Genomic DNA, 15,616 nt, shown 5'->3' with positions numbered 1-15,616 from the left:
TGCTCGTTTGGAAGTAAAGTGATAATCTCAGCAAATTCAATCGGTCCCACCACATAGGGAGAGGGAGCTGATAGCTCCAGCTCGTTTGGAAGTAAAGTGATAATCTCAGCAAATTCAATCGGTCCCCTCACATAGCGAGAGGGAACTGATAGCCCCTACTCGTTTGGAGGTAAAGAGGTAGCCTCCACAAACGTGATCGCCTCCCCATCCAAGGTGAGTCACACTAATTTCAAGCACACTCGATCGGTTCCCTCTCCCTGTGGGAGAGGGTTAGGGTGAGGGGGCAAAACTTAACGTGGTCGCAGATCGATCACGCGCTGGGCCTTGCCTTCCGAGCGAGGAATATCGCCACAGTTGGCAATGCTGACGTCGGTGCTGACCCCAACGATCGATTTGATATGGTGACGCAACTGGTGGCAAATATCGCAACGCTGCTGGTGGTTGAGCGTCAACGCCGACTCTTTCAGCTCCACCCGCACGGCCAACGTATCCAGATGCCCGGCACGGCTCACCTGCAACTGATAATGCGGCGACAGATGCTCGAACTGCATAATCTGTTCCTCAACCTGTGACGGGAATACGTTCACGCCGCGAATGATCAGCATATCGTCGGAACGGCCAGTGATTTTGCCCATCCGGCGCATGTTGCGGGCATCCCCTGGCATTAGGTGGGTGAGGTCGCGCGTGCGATAGCGGATCACCGGCAGTGCCTCTTTGGTCAGCGTGGTGAAAACCAGTTCGCCATGCTCGCCGTCAGTCTGTATCGCGCCCGTTTCAGGATTGATGATCTCCGGCAGGAAGTGGTCTTCCCAGATGGTCGGACCGCCGCCGCTTTCGGCACACTCCATCGCTACCCCCGGCCCCATCACTTCGGAAAGGCCGTAGATATCCAGCGCTTTGATCCCCATGCGTGACTCGATCTCATGGCGCAGGGATTCTGACCAGGGCTCTGCACCGAACACGCCCAAACGCAGGGAGCAGTTGCGCGCATCGCCCCCCATTTTGCGTTCCAGCTCGTCGATCAGTGTCAGGCAGTAGGAAGGGGTCACCATGATCACGTCGGGTTTGAAATCCAGGATCAGCTGCACCTGCTTCTCCGTCTGGCCGCCGGACATCGGGATCACCGTCGCACCCAGACGTTCTGCGCCATAGTGCGCGCCCAACCCGCCGGTAAACAGGCCATAACCGTAGGCAACGTGGATTTTGTCTTTGGCTGTGGCCCCGGCAGAGCGTAGGCAGCGGGCGACAATATCGGCCCAGTTATCGATATCCCGCTGGGTATAACCTACGACCGTTGGGCGGCCTGTGGTGCCAGATGAGGCATGAATGCGCACCACCTGTTCCATCGGCACGGCAAAGGTGTCGAACGGGTAGTTGTCACGCAGATCCTGCTTGGTGGTGTAGGGGAATAGCACCAGATCGCTCAGTTGCTTCAGATCGCTCGGGTGAACGCCGGCCTGATCGAACTTGCGTTGATACATCGGTACGTTGTTGTAGGCATGGTGCAGGGTCCATTGCAGGCGCTCCAGCTGTAATGCTTCGATTTCGTCGCGTGAAGCAAATTCAATCGCGTCGATGGGCCGTGGATTTGTAGTCATCTTTTTAGCCTCGCAGGTGTTAGACACGCTCTATAATCATGGCAATGCCCTGACCGACGCCAATGCACATGGTGCACAGTGCGTAACGGCCAGCGCGACGTTCCAGCTCAAACAGGGCGGCCAGCGCCAGGCGCGCACCGCTCATGCCCAATGGATGGCCAAGAGCGATGGCACCTCCGTTGGGATTGACCTGTTCGGCATCATCCGGCAGACCAAGCTGGCGCAACACCGCCAACGCCTGTGCGGCGAATGCTTCGTTAAGTTCAATGACGTCCATCTGCGCCAGGCTTAACCCGGCGATTTCCAGAACTTTGCGGGTAGCGGGCAGCGGGCCGATCCCCATCAATCTCGGTTCCACGCCGTAGGTGGCGGTAGCGACAATGCGTGCCCGTGGCGTCAAACCTTGCTGCAAGGCCATGGCTTCGGAAGCGACAATCAGCGCCGCCGCACCGTCGTTGACGCCAGAGGCATTCCCGGCGGTGATACAACCCGGCTGACGGAACGGTGTTTTCAGTTTTTGCAGTTGCTCCAACGTGGTTTCTGCGCGTGGGTGTTCGTCTTCGCTGAACTGAGTAATGACTCCTTTCTTGCCGCTGAGGCTCACCGGAATAATTTCCTGTGCCAGGATCCCCCGCTGCTGTGCCAGGGCGGTGCGCTGCTGGCTGCGTAGAGCAAAGGCATCCTGATCGGCACGGCTGATGCCAAACTGCGCCGCGACGTTTTCGGCGGTTTCCGGCATCGAGTCGGTACCGAAAGCCGCATGCATCAGTGGGTTAACAAAACGCCAACCGATGGTGGTATCAAACATCTGTGCATGACGGCTGAAGGCGCTGTCCGCCTTGCCCATGACCAGCGGGGCACGGGTCATGGATTCGGCCCCTCCGGCCAATACCAGGCTGGCTTCACCGGCCTTGATACTGCGGGCCGCCATCGCCAACGCATCCAACCCCGAACCGCATAGCCGGTTGATGGTGGTGCCGGAAACGTTTTGTGGTAGCCCGGCCAGCAGCGCCGCCATACGGGCCAGATTGCGGTTGTCTTCTCCGGCCTGATTAGCGCAGCCGAGGATGACATCATCCACCCGTGACCAGTCCACGTTGGGGTGGCGCTCCAACAGAGCACGCAGCGGCAGGGCGGCTAAATCGTCGGCCCGCACGTTTGCCAGCGCACCGCCGTAACGGCCAATCGGCGTGCGGACGCCATCGCAAATAAAAGCCTGATTCATGGCTGCTCTCCTAAAATGCTGTGGCCCAACCGATGGGCGCGGCCACGGAACCAGGCGACGGTTTTCCCTAATTGATTAACGATCTCAACGTCGTACAATCCGGTGGTTTTACCCTGATGGCGCACTTCAGCGCAGGCGGTGAGGCGGTCGCCTGCCAGCGCGGGACGGATAAAATCGATGGTGCAGCCAGAAGCGACTGCTGCCAGCCCCTGACTGTTGCAGGCATAAGCAAAGGCGGTATCTGCGAGGCTGAACAGTTGGCCACCGTGGCAGGTCTGGTGGCCATTGAGCATCTGCGGGCCGACGGTCATGCTAACCTTGGCCATGCCGACATCCACGGCATCAAGGCGCATATCCATTGCCTGTGCACAAGTATCTTGGCTAAACATCTGTTCGGCGCAGCGCTGGGCCAGCGCGCGGGGAGTGTTGGCATTCATCAACATTGGGCTCCTGAATAATTGGCGGCATAACGGCGCAGCAGCGGTATTGGGCGATAGCGGGGTTCCGCGTAATAACGTTGCAGGTTTTCCAGCGTGGTGAGGATCTGTTGCCAGCCGAGCTTGCTGCCCCAGTCCAGTGGACCTTGCGGGTAGTTGACGCCAAACCGCATGGCATCGTCGGTATCGGCGGCGTTGGCCACGCCTTTGTTCACCACGTCCAGGGCTTCATTAGCCAGCATGGCGACGGTGCGCATCACCAGCAGGCCCGGGTAGTCCGGCAGGTGGATCACCTGTTTACCCAGCGATTGCAGCAGGCGGATGACCTTGGCCGTGTGCGGCACCGTGTTCTGTTCGGCGCTGCTGATGGCGATAACGGGGGCGTGCTGATAGTTGACGGACAGGTCGAACAGAACCACGGGCGATCCGATTTCTTCGGCGACTTGGCTTGCTGTTTTACCATTTGTTAACATAAATGTAACTTCATCGATCCGGGCAAACGGACTGGTCTGGCCAGGATGTTTGATCGCCGCCGCATTTCCCGTCAGCAACTGTGCAAACTCGCCCATGGCCGACCAGTCGCCGTGCAACGTGACGGACTGAGGCAAGTCAGCCGTTACCGCCGAAGCAAAAGTTGCTGACGGTAGGGCTTGCTCACTGTCATAACGGTAGAAACCCCGGCCACTCTTGCGGCCCAAATGCCCGGCAGCAACGAGTTCCTGCTGCACCAGTGAAGGAGTAAAGCGGCTGTCCTGATAAAAGGCGTGATAGACCGATTCGGTGACGGCATAGTTGACGTCTTGACCGATCAGATCCGTCAGTTGCAGTGGCCCCATGGCGAAGCCACCAGCATCACGCAGTACGGCGTCAAGGGTGGCCGGATCGGCAATCTGTTCTTCCAGAGCGCGCAGGGTTTCACCGTAGAAAGGCCGGGCGACGCGGTTGACGATAAAGCCTGGCGTAGAACGGCACACGACACTGTGTTTACCCCATTGTTGAGCCAAGGTTTGCAGGCTGCTCAGCGTTTCCGGGCTGGTTTCCAGCCCACCGACGATCTCCACCAGTTTCATTAACGGAGCCGGGTTGAAGAAGTGCAGGCCCGCCATGCGCTGCGGATGCTGCAGCGCACTGGCGATGGCGGTAATAGAGAGTGACGAGGTATTGCTGGCAAACAGCGTATCGGTAGAGCATATCGCCTCCAGATCGCGAAACAGGCTCTGTTTGATCGCCAACTTTTCTGCCACCGCTTCGATCACCAGGCTGCAGTCAGCCAGATCGCTTAACGAGCCGGTCAACTGAATATGACCCAGCAGGGTTTCGGTGCTGTGGGCATCGGCTTTACCTGCCTCGACCCGCTTGCGCAGGCGTTGCTCGAGCTGCTCAAGTGCGCGGGAGGCGGCGGGCAGGGCGATATCGAACAGCTTGACCTGATGCCCTGCTGCGGCGGCCACCTGAGCAATGCCGATCCCCATGGTTCCGGCACCAATCACGGCCACCGTAGCGGAGGTGGCTATGGCATTCACCGCCATTTTCTCTCTCATGCTATTTCCCGCTGAAGTTCGGTTGGCGTTTGGCAAAGAAGGCGCTGACGCCCTCGCGATAGTCGTCACTACGGCCACCCAAGCGTTGCAAATCGCGCTCTAAATCGAGCTGCTGGTCAAGCGTATTGCTGGCCGAGCGGTACATGGCCTTTTTAATCAGCCCCAGGCCGTAGGTAGGTTGGGTGGCAAGCTGTTTGGCCATGCTTTGGGTATGATCGGCCAGCTCGGCGGCGGCCACGACCTGCCAGATCATTCCCCACTCCAGCGCCTGCTGAGCACTGATTTTGTCCCCCAGCAGCGCCATACCCATGGCACGTGCATGCCCGGCCAGGCGTGGCAGATACCAACTGCCGCCGGAGTCTGGCACCAGGCCCAGTTTGCAGAAGGATTGGATAAAGCTGGCGTTGTCGGCGGCCACCACGATATCGCAGGCCATTGCCAGCGCGGCACCCGCTCCGGCAGCAACGCCATTGACCGCGCAGACAATCGGCTTGGGTAGGGCGCTCAGGCTTCGGATCAGCGGGTTGTAAAAACGTTCTACGGACAGCCCAAGATCCGGGGGGGCCTGATCCACACTGACGTTACGATCGTTCAGATCCTGCCCGGCGCAGAAGCCGCGCCCGGCACCGGTGATCAGCACGCAACGCACGCTGTCATCTCGCTCCGCTACGGTTAGCGCCTCGCTGAGCTGGTGGTGCATTTCATCGTTAAAGCTGTTGAGCCGATCGGGGCGGTTCAGGGTAATGGTCAACACCCCGGCTTTGATTTGGCTAAGAATTAATGCGTTTTCCATAAATCAGCGCCCTTGATAGTTCGGTGTACGTTTTTCGAAGAAGGCAGCAATGCCTTCCCGGCGATCTTCGGTGGCGGCCAGGGTGACAAACTGCTGGCGTTCCATCTGCAAGCCTTGGCTTAGGCTGGTTTCCTGTGCCTGTTTTAGTGCCTGTTTGGCCGCGCGCAGCGCCAGCGGTGCCTGTTGGCTGATGCGGTGGGCCAGTTGTTGAGTACGCTCCAGCGTTAATGCGTCGACACAAACCTCGCTTACCAGCCCGGCTTGCAGTGCGCAGCGGGCGTCGATGGCTTCGCCGGTCAGCACCATTTGATAGGCGCGGGACTTGCCCACGCTGCGGATCAGGCGTTGAGTACCACCGGCACCGGGCATCAGGCCTAAAGTGATTTCCGGCAGGCCGAAGCGGGCGCTTTCGCCGCAGAGGGTAATGTCGCAGGCCAGAGCTAGCTCACAGCCTGCACCGAGCGCGTAACCGTTCACTGCCGCCAGCAAGGGTTTGCTGAACTGGGCCAATCGCTGCCATAGCAAAGGGCGGTGATCGAGCTGGGTGGCGGCGACATCCTGCTGCTGTAATTCGCGCAGATCGGCACCGGCAGCGAAGAACCGGGCGGCACCGGCGATCACCACGGCACCGACGTCGGCGTCGCTATCGGCTTGTTCCAGTTGATAAACCAACTGCTCCAGGCAGGCTGTGCTCAACGCATTGCGGGCATCGGGGCGGTGCAGCGTCAGTGTGACCACGCGTTGCTGCTGTTCGCGCAGGATCCAAGGGGTTTCCATCGTCGGCTCCTAAACGTCAAAGTCCAGCACCACGCCTTCTCCGCGTGGCCAGGACTGGCAGCTCAAGACATAGCCTGCCGCCAGTTGATCCGGCTCCAGGCTGTAGTTGATCGCCATATCCACGTCACCGGCCTTCAGCTTGCATTTGCAGGTGGCGCAGACGCCGCCTTTGCAGGCGTAGGGCAAATCGGCCCCCTGACGTAATGCGGCATCCAGAATGCTGTCATCCTCGCTGCCGACGTCAATTTTGAGGCTGCGGCCGTCGAGCCGGATCTCTACCTGAGTCGCGTTGCGGCTGCCTGCGTTGGCCGGCCGGGCGACGATGCCGCTGGTGTTGAAACGCTCGCTGTGAATATGTTCGGCAGGCATACCGGCCAGCTCCAGCACGGTGTGCGCGTCGTCCATCATCGTTTCCGGGCCGCAGATAAAGGCGTGGTCGAACTCGTTGAAGTTCACTAACGTGTTACCCAGCGCGGTCAGGTGGTCACGATCGATGCGGCCACTGAGCAGCGGGCTGTCGAGATTTTCCTGGCTAAAGAGATACAGCGGTTGGAAGCGCTGTGGATAACGGTTTTTCAGATCCGAGAGGGCTTCCTTAAACATCACCGAGCGGCTGGTGCGGTTGCCGTAGATCAGCGTGAACTGGCTGTTGGGTTCCAATTGCAACGTCGCCTTGATGATCGATAGCATCGGCGTGATACCGGAGCCAGCGGCGATCGCCAGATAGTTGCCCTGGGTTTGTGCCTGCGGCTGGTAACCAAAGCGGCCCTGCGGCAGCATCACTTCCAACTCGTCGCCCACCTGCAGGCTTTGGTTGATAAACGAAGAGAAACGCCCCTGATGGATCGCCTTGATGCCGATTTGTAATACGCCGTCCTGCGGTGCGCTACAGATGGAATAGCAGCGGCGCAGCTCTTCACCGTTGACCCGCGCCTTGAGCGTCAGGTGTTGGCCAGGGGTATAGCCGTAATGGGATTTCAGTTCGTCCGGGACGCGCAGCGTGATGGCTACGGCGTCCGGCGTTTCGCGCTCGATGGCTGCGACATTCAGGCGATGAAAGACCGTCATGGTTTTCAGTGCTCCTAAATACATTTGAAATAGTCGAACGGTTCCCGACATTCGCAGCAGCGGTAAAGCGCTTTGCAGGCGGTGGAACCGAACTCGCTGATCTTTTCCGTGTGCTCACTGCCGCAACGGGGGCACTGCACCGGACCGTGAGCCAGAGGCTTTTCACAGGTTTGCCCCTGCGGTGGCGCCACGCCGTATTCACGCAGACGCTGGCGAGCATCCGCATTCATCCAGTCGGTGGTCCAGGCCGGGCTGAGGCAGATGGTGATCTTTACCGGGCTGAAACCTGCCTCGTTCAGCGTCTGTTCAATGGCGTTGAGCAGGTATTCGGTCGCCGGGCAGCCGGAATAGGTGGGAGTAAAGGTGATGTGCCAGCCTGCACCGTCGCGCTCCACGTCACGTACCATGCCCAGATCGGTAATGGACAGTACCGGCAGTTCGGGATCGCTGATCTGCTGTAAGCAGTGCCAGATCTGCGGGATCTCGGCCGGTTGCAGTCGGGTGATATTCATCTTTGCCTCTACCAGCTACAGTTCGGGTAAGCGCGTGGCAGAAACTGCATTTCTGCCAGCATCGGGCCGAGGTGTTCAGTGTGCCGCCCTTGCTTACCGCCGTGGCGAAATGCCTGCTCGGTGGGCAGCGCGAGCGTGGCCTGTTGCAGCGTGTCGTTCACCATGGCCTGCCACGGTGCCTGCAACTGGCGTGGATCGACGGCAATGCCCAGCTCGGCCAGTTGCAGTTCAATCTCATCGGCGTGGAACAGCTCGGCGGTGAAGCGCCACAGGTCGTTTAAAGACTGTTGGATCTTCTGGTGGCTGATTTCACTGCCGTCACCCAGGCGGATCATCCAGCCGTGGCTGAAGCGCAGGTGATAATCCGCTTCCTTCAGCGATTTGGCGGCAATGGCGGCCAGTTGGCTGTCTTTGCTGCGGCTCAATTCCCGGTGCAGCAGTACGTGGTAGGTATCGAGCAGGAACTGGCGTACCAGCGTGTCGTTAAAGCCGCCGTTGGGCTGTTCTGCCAACAGCAGGTTGTGAAATTCACGTTCGTCGCGGCCAAAGGCCAGACTGTCTTCGCTGTGTTGCGGGCCGGAAAGCTCGGCGGCATAGGCCAGGAAATTGCGTGCCTGACCCAGCAGATCGAGGCCAATATTGGCCAGTGCCAGGTCGATCTCCAGCTCAGGAGCATGGCCACACCAAGCGCACAGGCGCTGTGCCAGAATGAGCGGTGTATCACCCAAGCGCAGGGCATAGCTGATTGTTGCTGCGTTACTCATCGTCATGGCCTGCCTCTACATGTTCTTGATGCCGTCGGGGATGGTGTAGAACGTGGGATGACGGTAGATTTTATCGTCGGAAGGATCGAAGAATGCCGCCCGATCCTCTGCTTGAGAGGCGATCAGGTGGCAGGATTGTACCACCCAGATCGAACAGCCCTCACTGCGGCGGGTGTAGGCATCGCGGGCGTTTTCCAGCGCCATCTGATCGTCTGCTGCATGCAGGCTGCCCACGTGACGATGGGCCAAACCCTGCTTGCTGCGGATAAACACTTCATACAACGGCCATTCGGCGTGAGTCATTTTTCTCTCCTCGATTAAGCTGCATTTGCCGCGCGTTTGCTGGCATGTGCCATGGCACCATCCCGTACCCAACTGCCGTCGTCCCAGGCTTTACGCTTGGCTTGCAGACGTTCGTGGTTGCACTGCCCACGCCCCTGGATCACTTCGTGCAGCTCTGCCCAGTCGATCTCGCCAAAGCGGTAATGTCCGCTGGCCTCATCCCATGCCAAATCGGCATCGGGGGCGGTCATGCCCAGGGCTTCCAACTGCGGTACGGTGTTGTCGATAAACTTCTGCCGCAGCTCGTCATTGCTGTGGCGTTTGATCTTCCAGGCCATGCTCTGCGCGCTGTGGGGTGAATCGCTATCGTTGGGGCCAAACATCATCAGCGCTGGCCACCAGAAGCGGTTGATGGCGTCCTGTAGCATGGCCTTTTGCGCTTCGCTGCCCTGGGCCATCACCATCACGGCTTCATAGCCCTGACGCTGGTGGAAGCTCTCTTCTTTACAGATTTTCACCATCGCTCTGGCATAGGGGCCGTAAGAGGCACGGCATAGGGCTACCTGATTGACGATGGCTGCACCGTCTACCAGCCAGCCGATCACGCCAATGTCAGCCCAGTTCAGCGTTGGGTAGTTGAAGATGGAGGAGTATTTCATCTGACCGGCGAGCATCTTTTGGTAGATATCCTGGCGGGTGCAGCCGAGGGTTTCCGCCGCGCTGTACAGATAAAGGCCATGCCCGGCCTCATCCTGGACTTTCGCCAGTAACACCGCTTTACGCCGCAGGGAAGGGGCACGGGTCAGCCAATTGGCTTCTGGCAACATGCCGACCACCTCGGAATGCGCATGCTGGCCGATTTGCCGGATCAGATTGCGGCGATAGGCATCCGGCATCCAGTCTTTGGCTTCGATGGAGATATCGGCGGCGATCTTGTCGTCAAAGTGCTGCTGAAATTGTGTGTCAGTTGTCATGCTTGCCTCTTGGTGATTCATGTTTTTAACATTAAAACCAAAAATGTGAATCACTTTAACTAACCTTAAAGCTACAAGTTGATAACAACAAGATCAAATGCAAATGTTGTGGTTTTGCGATGAGTATCACAATGTGTTTTATTATTTTGTTGATTTAAATGATTATTTATTTTCGTTATCTATCGATAACGGTGGTATTAACTTTGCGATTTAATGATTTTGTTTTGCTTTTGTTAAATTTTAACCTGGCGTAAAGTGGAAATTATGTGATACATCATTAATCTTGATGGTGTCTATTTATGAATTCCGGAGGAGCAAATGCAGCAGTTAACCAGTTACCTTTCTGGCGCTTGGGTGTACGGCCAGGGTCAAGCCCGCGAGATCCAGCATGCCGTTACCGGCGAGCCTTTGTATCAGGTCTGCTCCGACGGGCTGCCGTTGGCTGCCAGCCTGAGCTATGCCCGCAAGCTGGGTGGCACGGCGCTGGCAAAGATGACGTTTCAACAGCGCGCTCAGATGATGAAAGCGGTGGCTAAACACCTGCTGGCTAATAAAGAAGCGCTATATCAGATCTCCTATCAAACCGGTGCTACGCGTAATGACAGCTGGGTTGATATCGAAGGCGGTATTGCCACGCTGTTCTCCTATGCGGGATTGGCAGGGCGCGAACTGCCGGACGATACGCTGTGGCCGGAAGATGAGCTGATCCCACTCTCTAAGCAGTCACAGTTTGCCGCACGCCATGTGCTGACTTCTCGCCCCGGTGTCGCACTGCATATCAACGCCTTTAACTTCCCTTGCTGGGGAATGTTGGAGAAACTGGCACCCACTTGGTTGGCGGGGATGCCTGCCATCATCAAACCCGCCACCGCTTCGGCACAGCTAACCCAGGCGATGGTGAAGCTGATTATCGACAGCGGGTTGGTGCCTGAAGGGGCGTTACAGCTAATCTGCGGCGGCGTGGGTGATATGTTCGATCACCTCGATTATCAGGATGCGGTCACCTTTACCGGCTCGGCGCAAACCGGGCAGAAGCTGCGTTCTCATCCGCGCCTGCTGGAGAAATCGATCGCCTTTACCATGGAAGCGGACTCGTTAAACTGTTGCGTGCTAGGGGAGGACGTGACGCCAGAAATGCCGGAGTTTGCGCTGTTTATCAAAGAGGTCAGCCGCGAAATGACCAGCAAGGCGGGGCAAAAATGTACCGCTATCCGGCGCATTATCGTTCCGGTGGCCCACATTGCCGAGGTACAGCAAGCGCTGTTGCAGCGCCTGGCTGGCGTAAAGATTGGTGACCCACAGCTGGAGCAGGTGCGGATGGGAGCGTTGGTCAATCAGGAACAGCGTGACGACGTGCAGCAAAAGGTGGAATTCTTGCTGCGCAATGGCTGTGAGCCACTCTGTGGTGCAACGCTGGATAAGTTGAAGGTGGTGGGCGATGGCGCTCAATCAGGTGCTTTTTATCCAATCACCCTGCTGTACTGCGCCGATCCGTTCCGCCATCAGGCCGTACATGGCACCGAGGCGTTTGGCCCGGTGGCGACGCTGATGCCTTATCAAACTACCGCACAGGCCATTGAGTTGGCGTTGCTGGGGCAAGGTAGTCTGGCCGGATCGTTGGTGACGGCTGATGCGGAGTTGGCTTCACAGTTTATTCGAGCAACCGCCTGCGCCCATGGCCGCATGTTGGTGCTGGATCGCCATGCGGCTACGGAATCGACCGGCCACGGTTCACCATTGCCTTTGCTGGTGCATGGTGGGCCAGGGCGAGCTGGCGGCGGGGAAGAGCTTGGTGGGTTACGGGCGGTAAAACACTATATGCAGCGCACGGCGATCCAGGGCAGCCCGTCGATGCTGGCGGCCATCAGCCGTGAATGGGTACGAGGTGCCGACGTGGTGGAGGAACAGGTACACCCGTTCCGCAAATACTTTGAGCAGTTGCAGATTGGCGAAAGCTTGCTGACCGCCCGCCGTACCATTACCGAAGCCGACCTCGTCAACTTTGCCTGCCTGAGCGGCGACCATTTCTACGCGCATATGGACAAGATCGGCGCGGCAGAATCACTGTTTGGTGAGCGAGTGGCCCACGGTTACTTTGTGGTTTCTGCCGCCGCCGGGCTGTTCGTCGATCCGGGCGTCGGGCCGGTGATTGCCAACTACGGCATGGAAAACCTGCGTTTTATCGAGCCGGTGAAAATTGGCGATACCATTCAGGTGCGGTTGACCTGTAAAAAGAAAATCCGCAAGCCGCAAAAAACCGCTGAGGATCGTCCGCATGGCGTGGTGGTCTGGGATGTGCAGGTGCTCAATCAGCATCAGCAGGCCGTGGCGCTGTATAGCATTCTGACGCTGGTGGCGCGCCAGGAAGGGGACTTCAACACGGTGCACTAAGGCTGGATCGTCAGGGGCATCATGTTAAGATGCCCCCATTATTTGCTGAAATGATCTACCCTAACTATTCTGAGCCTAGAGGCTGCAAACCCGGTTCTTGCCGCCTTTTTTCGCCGTATACAGGGCGTTATCCGCCAGGCTGACCAGGCTCAGCGGCGTATCGTTATACGGATGCGGGATTTTTGCACTGGCACCGATGCTGGCGGTGATAATCCCCAGCGGGCTGCCTGTGTGGGCGATCTTCAACTGCCGGATGCCCTCCAGAACCCGTTCGGCAAAGGCAATTGCGCCTTGAAGATCGGTATCCGGCAGAATAATTGCCAGCTCCTCACCGCCGTAACGCGCCATCAGATCGCCAGGACGGTTGACCATGCCTTGCAACATGCGGCCCAACTGCTGCAAACACTGATCCCCAGCCACGTGGCCGTAGATATCGTTAAACTGTTTAAAATAATCAATATCCAGCATCAACAGGGCAACGTTGCGATCGTTGCGCGCCGCTCGCGTCATTTCGTTTTTTAGCGCGATATCAAACTGACGGCGATTGGCCAGGCCGGTCAAGCCATCTAGCAAAGCCAGTTCTTCCAGCGTGTGGTTCATCAGCGTCAGTTGATCACGGGTGCGCACCAGCTCGACTTCGGTCTGTACGCTTTGGTTAATCTGACGTATCAGCACCAACCCCAGGGCCAACAGTATGGACAGCAGGACTCCTCCACCGAGTGCAAAAAGTGACGCATCGTTGCGCCAGTCGGCCAGAACGTCTTTTTTCGACAGCCCGGCGGTGATCACCAGCGGATAACGCTCCACCTGCGAATAACCATAAACCCTTTCTACATTGTCAAACTGTGAGACCATTGTGACGTTGCCAAAAGGTGAATGCGGCAGAACTTCGCGGAATAAAATGCTATGGGAGATGTTTTTCCCGATGGCATCCTCATTGTAAGGGCGGCGATATAAAATGGAGCCGTCGGCCAGTATCAGGCTGAGTGAGGCGTCGTTGTTAAGGGCAAAGGTGTTATAAAACTGGCGGAAATAATCGACATACAGCGTCGAAATGACCACGCCGGCAAAGCTGCCGTCCGCATGGTTCAGGCGGCGCGACACCGGGATAACCAAATCGCCGGTCGAGCGGCTGCGGATCACCTCGCCGATATAAATCATATTATTGTTATGAGTGACGTGGTATTTAAAATACGCCCGGTCGGCATTATTGGCATGGCTGAGGGGTTTACCGTTGGACGTCAGGATCCAGTTGCCCTGGGCATCATAGATAAAACTGCCATGCAGTTGCGGAAAGTTACTGGCCTGAGTCTGCATGATTTTTTGCAGGCGTAAACGCTGGGGTTGGCCCAAGCCATCGGTTTCAATCCGTTCGCTAAGATCGGCCAGGTTACTGTCTACCTGCGCAAAGGTATCTTCGGCGTGCTGTGCCAGCGATCGGGCCAGATTCTGCGAGTCATTTTCGGCAATTTGCAGGTTGCGTTGATGAGCGTTCCAGATTTGCCAGGCGTTGAACATGATCAGGGTAAGCACGACGATAATAACGAATACGCCAGCCTGATAGAGTAACGGCGAGTTTTTGTTTTTCCCGGATAATGGCTGTTTTTGGGGCGGGAGCTGGGGTGCTGGCATAGCATTCCTGTCATGGAATCAATGGGGGATGGGTATTGCGAACAATCTTAACCCTTCTATTTCCATCTTGCATGTCCCGTTATATTTCCAGGATATGTTCAGCATAAATTGGTACCGGGGAGGCGCATGGCAGCACTATCTGACGCTATGATGCAGGTTTTACTGATGCTGGCGGTATATTACCCGTTAACGCTCCTGGCGCTGGCCGGGTTGATGATTATCGCCTATCAGCGGCGGAAAACGCCGTTCTGGCGGTTGGCTCTGGTTTTGTTGCTGGTGTTGTTTGTCTTGTTCTCTCTGGTGGCTTCTAGCTGGCATCGTTAGCACTGGGCAGTGTCTACCCTCACAGCAAGGCACTGCATCATGTGGCTACTCGACGTTGACCATCCAGTTGACACCGAATTTATCGGTCAGCATGCCAAAGCCCTTGGCCCAGAAGGTCGGTTGGAAAGGCATGGTGATGCTGCCACCTTGGGCTAGCCGGTTAAATACCTCGCGGCCTTGCTCGACGTTCTCACTGCGGATCGACAGTGAATAACCGCTATGTGCCGGGCCAGTAGGATCGGCCGGACACCCATCCGATGCCATAATCACGTTATCCCCGATCACCAGCCTGGCATGCATAATCGAGTCAGGATCGACATTGGGCGGCCCATTTTGCTGCTCCTCTGCCGGGATATCTTTGTAACGCATCATGATTTCTATATTGCCGTTTAGCTGCTGAGCATAAAAATTCACCGCTTGCTCACAGTTACCGGTAAAAAACAGATAGGGTTGAATCAACATAGTTCCTCCTCTTCAATCCCATGCCCGACAAGGTTGCTGAATTTGTAGGGGGTGAGCATGTCCGAACTTAGGGGAGTCGCATGCTGCGCCCGCTTAACTGCTGGGCCGAGGAGCGCCAAAATAGAAAAACAGCGCCTTGGTCAGGAATGGCTAGCCTGGTCGGACACGTTCACATAAACAACAACGCGGCGGAACCATCCCACACGGCGGCCAAGGAATAGACCAAAACCAAAAACAGCATGAAAGGAGGGTTGCTCATGACGCTATCCTCGGTCGAAGTTCAGTTGAGCATTCTTCAGTATAGCTGATTATCGCCACGCAACATGACAGTTGGATGAAAATCGCACAATTTTTATGCGCAGTTTTTCAGACTACAAGATGTAGGTAACCCGCTGATTTTTGACTATAGTAATAAGGTACAGAGGCGTTAATTCTGTCAGTGGGTGGTCGCTGACGGAGAACGTTTTGATAACGGTATTGCCAGCAATTTCGGGCAACGGGTCAATGAGGGAGAGTAAAAATGGGTATTATTTCCTGGATCGTTTTTGGGTTAATCGCCGGTATTCTGGCCAAGTGGATCATGCCGGGTAAAGACGGCGGCGGTTTTATCATGACCGTGATCCTGGGTGTGGTGGGTGCGGTTGTCGGCGGCTATATCAGTACCTTCTTCGGTATGGGCCGGGTTGATGGCTTTAACCTGGGCAGCTTTGTAGTTGCCGTTGTCGGTGCTCTGGTGGTGCTTTTTGTCTACAGAAAGATCAGAAGCTAAGCCGGGTTCGATCAACAGGGGTCGCTAAGGCGGCCCTTTTCTTTTAAATACGACAAACGTACAGCGT

General features: G+C 56.9%; 16 protein-coding genes. 3 read left to right on the top strand and 13 right to left on the bottom strand.

Going from position 1 to position 15,616, the window contains the following annotated elements; translation table 11 throughout:
* Positions 1-290: 290 nt before the first annotated feature.
* Genes paaK through paaA form a run of 11 tightly spaced genes read right to left on the bottom strand, consistent with a single transcriptional unit; the run spans position 291 to position 9,971 of the window.
* Entirely contained in the window at positions 291-1,598 is a 1,308-nt protein-coding gene (gene paaK, locus JHD74_RS05065; RefSeq protein WP_199061904.1) for a phenylacetate--CoA ligase PaaK, read from the bottom strand.
* Positions 1,599-1,617: 19 nt separating this feature from the next.
* A complete protein-coding gene (gene pcaF, locus JHD74_RS05060; protein WP_199061902.1) occupies positions 1,618-2,823 on the bottom strand; it encodes a 3-oxoadipyl-CoA thiolase in 1,206 nt (401 codons plus the stop codon).
* Positions 2,820-3,260 (bottom strand): hydroxyphenylacetyl-CoA thioesterase PaaI, encoded by a 441-nt coding sequence (paaI, locus tag JHD74_RS05055; RefSeq protein ID WP_199061900.1) that lies wholly within the window; start codon positions 3,258-3,260, stop codon positions 2,820-2,822. The genes pcaF and paaI overlap by 4 nt, the downstream gene beginning before the upstream one ends.
* The gene (locus tag JHD74_RS05050) at positions 3,260-4,801 is read right to left on the bottom strand and encodes a 3-hydroxyacyl-CoA dehydrogenase (RefSeq protein ID WP_233169445.1); all 1,542 of its coding nucleotides are present in this window, start codon (positions 4,799-4,801) and stop codon (positions 3,260-3,262) included. The genes paaI and JHD74_RS05050 overlap by 1 nt, the downstream gene beginning before the upstream one ends.
* A gap of 1 nt (position 4,802) precedes the next feature.
* On the bottom strand, positions 4,803-5,594 hold the full coding sequence (gene paaG, locus JHD74_RS05045; RefSeq protein WP_199061899.1) for a 2-(1,2-epoxy-1,2-dihydrophenyl)acetyl-CoA isomerase PaaG: 792 nt from the start codon (positions 5,592-5,594) through the stop codon (positions 4,803-4,805).
* Positions 5,595-5,597: 3 nt separating this feature from the next.
* Entirely contained in the window at positions 5,598-6,371 is a 774-nt protein-coding gene (gene paaF, locus JHD74_RS05040; protein ID WP_074031575.1) for a 2,3-dehydroadipyl-CoA hydratase PaaF, read from the bottom strand.
* A gap of 9 nt (positions 6,372-6,380) precedes the next feature.
* Positions 6,381-7,439, bottom strand: coding sequence for a 1,2-phenylacetyl-CoA epoxidase subunit PaaE (gene paaE, locus JHD74_RS05035; RefSeq protein WP_074031576.1), 1,059 nt, complete (start codon positions 7,437-7,439; stop codon positions 6,381-6,383).
* A 14-nt stretch (positions 7,440-7,453) separates the two neighbouring features.
* Positions 7,454-7,951, bottom strand: coding sequence for a 1,2-phenylacetyl-CoA epoxidase subunit PaaD (gene paaD / locus JHD74_RS05030; protein WP_024528938.1), 498 nt, complete (start codon positions 7,949-7,951; stop codon positions 7,454-7,456).
* An 8-nt stretch (positions 7,952-7,959) separates the two neighbouring features.
* The gene (gene paaC / locus JHD74_RS05025) at positions 7,960-8,721 is read right to left on the bottom strand and encodes a 1,2-phenylacetyl-CoA epoxidase subunit PaaC (protein ID WP_024528937.1); all 762 of its coding nucleotides are present in this window, start codon (positions 8,719-8,721) and stop codon (positions 7,960-7,962) included.
* Between the two features lie 9 nt (positions 8,722-8,730).
* Positions 8,731-9,018 (bottom strand): 1,2-phenylacetyl-CoA epoxidase subunit PaaB, encoded by a 288-nt coding sequence (gene paaB, locus JHD74_RS05020; protein ID WP_021180891.1) that lies wholly within the window; start codon positions 9,016-9,018, stop codon positions 8,731-8,733.
* A 14-nt stretch (positions 9,019-9,032) separates the two neighbouring features.
* Positions 9,033-9,971, bottom strand: coding sequence for a 1,2-phenylacetyl-CoA epoxidase subunit PaaA (paaA, locus tag JHD74_RS05015; protein WP_024528936.1), 939 nt, complete (start codon positions 9,969-9,971; stop codon positions 9,033-9,035).
* A 318-nt stretch (positions 9,972-10,289) separates the two neighbouring features.
* Between paaA and paaZ the strand changes: the two genes are divergently transcribed.
* Positions 10,290-12,362 carry a phenylacetic acid degradation bifunctional protein PaaZ gene (gene paaZ, locus JHD74_RS05010; RefSeq protein WP_199061895.1) on the top strand — a complete coding sequence of 691 codons (2,073 nt, stop codon included), beginning with the start codon at positions 10,290-10,292 and terminating at the stop codon, positions 12,360-12,362.
* A gap of 75 nt (positions 12,363-12,437) precedes the next feature.
* On the opposite strand, the gene JHD74_RS05005 is transcribed toward paaZ, so the two are convergent.
* Positions 12,438-13,994 carry a GGDEF domain-containing protein gene (locus tag JHD74_RS05005; protein ID WP_199061893.1) on the bottom strand — a complete coding sequence of 519 codons (1,557 nt, stop codon included), beginning with the start codon at positions 13,992-13,994 and terminating at the stop codon, positions 12,438-12,440.
* Between the two features lie 126 nt (positions 13,995-14,120).
* Here JHD74_RS05005 and JHD74_RS05000 point away from each other — a divergent pair, with 126 nt between their 5' ends.
* Complete coding sequence (locus JHD74_RS05000) at positions 14,121-14,318, top strand: hypothetical protein (protein ID WP_074031581.1); 198 nt, start codon at positions 14,121-14,123, stop codon at positions 14,316-14,318.
* 45 nt (positions 14,319-14,363) lie between these two features.
* Here JHD74_RS05000 and JHD74_RS04995 read toward each other — a convergent pair whose 3' ends face one another.
* Positions 14,364-14,780, bottom strand: a complete 417-nt coding sequence (locus tag JHD74_RS04995; RefSeq protein WP_074031582.1) for a VOC family protein — start codon at positions 14,778-14,780, stop codon at positions 14,364-14,366.
* A gap of 520 nt (positions 14,781-15,300) precedes the next feature.
* Here JHD74_RS04995 and JHD74_RS04990 point away from each other — a divergent pair.
* A complete protein-coding gene (locus JHD74_RS04990) occupies positions 15,301-15,549 on the top strand; it encodes a GlsB/YeaQ/YmgE family stress response membrane protein (RefSeq protein ID WP_021180898.1) in 249 nt (82 codons plus the stop codon).
* The last annotated feature ends 67 nt before the right edge of the window (positions 15,550-15,616 follow it).

It is taken from the genome of Serratia sp. ASV30 (assembly GCF_016428815.1).
In the GTDB taxonomy this organism is placed as follows: Bacteria; Pseudomonadota; Gammaproteobacteria; order Enterobacterales; family Enterobacteriaceae; genus Chania; species Chania fonticola_C.
The sequence above is the reverse complement of the archived record's forward strand: the minus strand, read 5'-3'. Positions and strand labels throughout refer to the sequence as shown.

Bases quoted from the DNA above. Each gene is read 5' to 3' on its own strand.
- JHD74_RS04990 (WP_021180898.1), top strand. From the start codon at position 15,301: ATGGGTATTATTTCCTGGATCGTTTTTGGGTTAATCGCCGGTATTCTG.
- paaZ (WP_199061895.1), top strand. From the start codon at position 10,290: ATGCAGCAGTTAACCAGTTACCTTTCTGGCGCTTGGGTGTACGGCCAG.
- paaC (WP_024528937.1), bottom strand. From the start codon at position 8,721: ATGACGATGAGTAACGCAGCAACAATCAGCTATGCCCTGCGCTTGGGT.
- paaI (WP_199061900.1), bottom strand. From the start codon at position 3,260: ATGAATGCCAACACTCCCCGCGCGCTGGCCCAGCGCTGCGCCGAACAG.
- paaK (WP_199061904.1), bottom strand. From the start codon at position 1,598: ATGACTACAAATCCACGGCCCATCGACGCGATTGAATTTGCTTCACGC.
- pcaF (WP_199061902.1), bottom strand. From the start codon at position 2,823: ATGAATCAGGCTTTTATTTGCGATGGCGTCCGCACGCCGATTGGCCGT.
- paaD (WP_024528938.1), bottom strand. From the start codon at position 7,951: ATGAATATCACCCGACTGCAACCGGCCGAGATCCCGCAGATCTGGCAC.
- paaB (WP_021180891.1), bottom strand. From the start codon at position 9,018: ATGACTCACGCCGAATGGCCGTTGTATGAAGTGTTTATCCGCAGCAAG.
- paaG (WP_199061899.1), bottom strand. From the start codon at position 5,594: ATGGAAAACGCATTAATTCTTAGCCAAATCAAAGCCGGGGTGTTGACC.
- paaE (WP_074031576.1), bottom strand. From the start codon at position 7,439: ATGACGGTCTTTCATCGCCTGAATGTCGCAGCCATCGAGCGCGAAACG.
- JHD74_RS04995 (WP_074031582.1), bottom strand. From the start codon at position 14,780: ATGTTGATTCAACCCTATCTGTTTTTTACCGGTAACTGTGAGCAAGCG.
- JHD74_RS05005 (WP_199061893.1), bottom strand. From the start codon at position 13,994: ATGCCAGCACCCCAGCTCCCGCCCCAAAAACAGCCATTATCCGGGAAA.
- paaF (WP_074031575.1), bottom strand. From the start codon at position 6,371: ATGGAAACCCCTTGGATCCTGCGCGAACAGCAGCAACGCGTGGTCACA.
- paaA (WP_024528936.1), bottom strand. From the start codon at position 9,971: ATGACAACTGACACACAATTTCAGCAGCACTTTGACGACAAGATCGCC.
- JHD74_RS05050 (WP_233169445.1), bottom strand. From the start codon at position 4,801: ATGAGAGAGAAAATGGCGGTGAATGCCATAGCCACCTCCGCTACGGTG.
- JHD74_RS05000 (WP_074031581.1), top strand. From the start codon at position 14,121: ATGGCAGCACTATCTGACGCTATGATGCAGGTTTTACTGATGCTGGCG.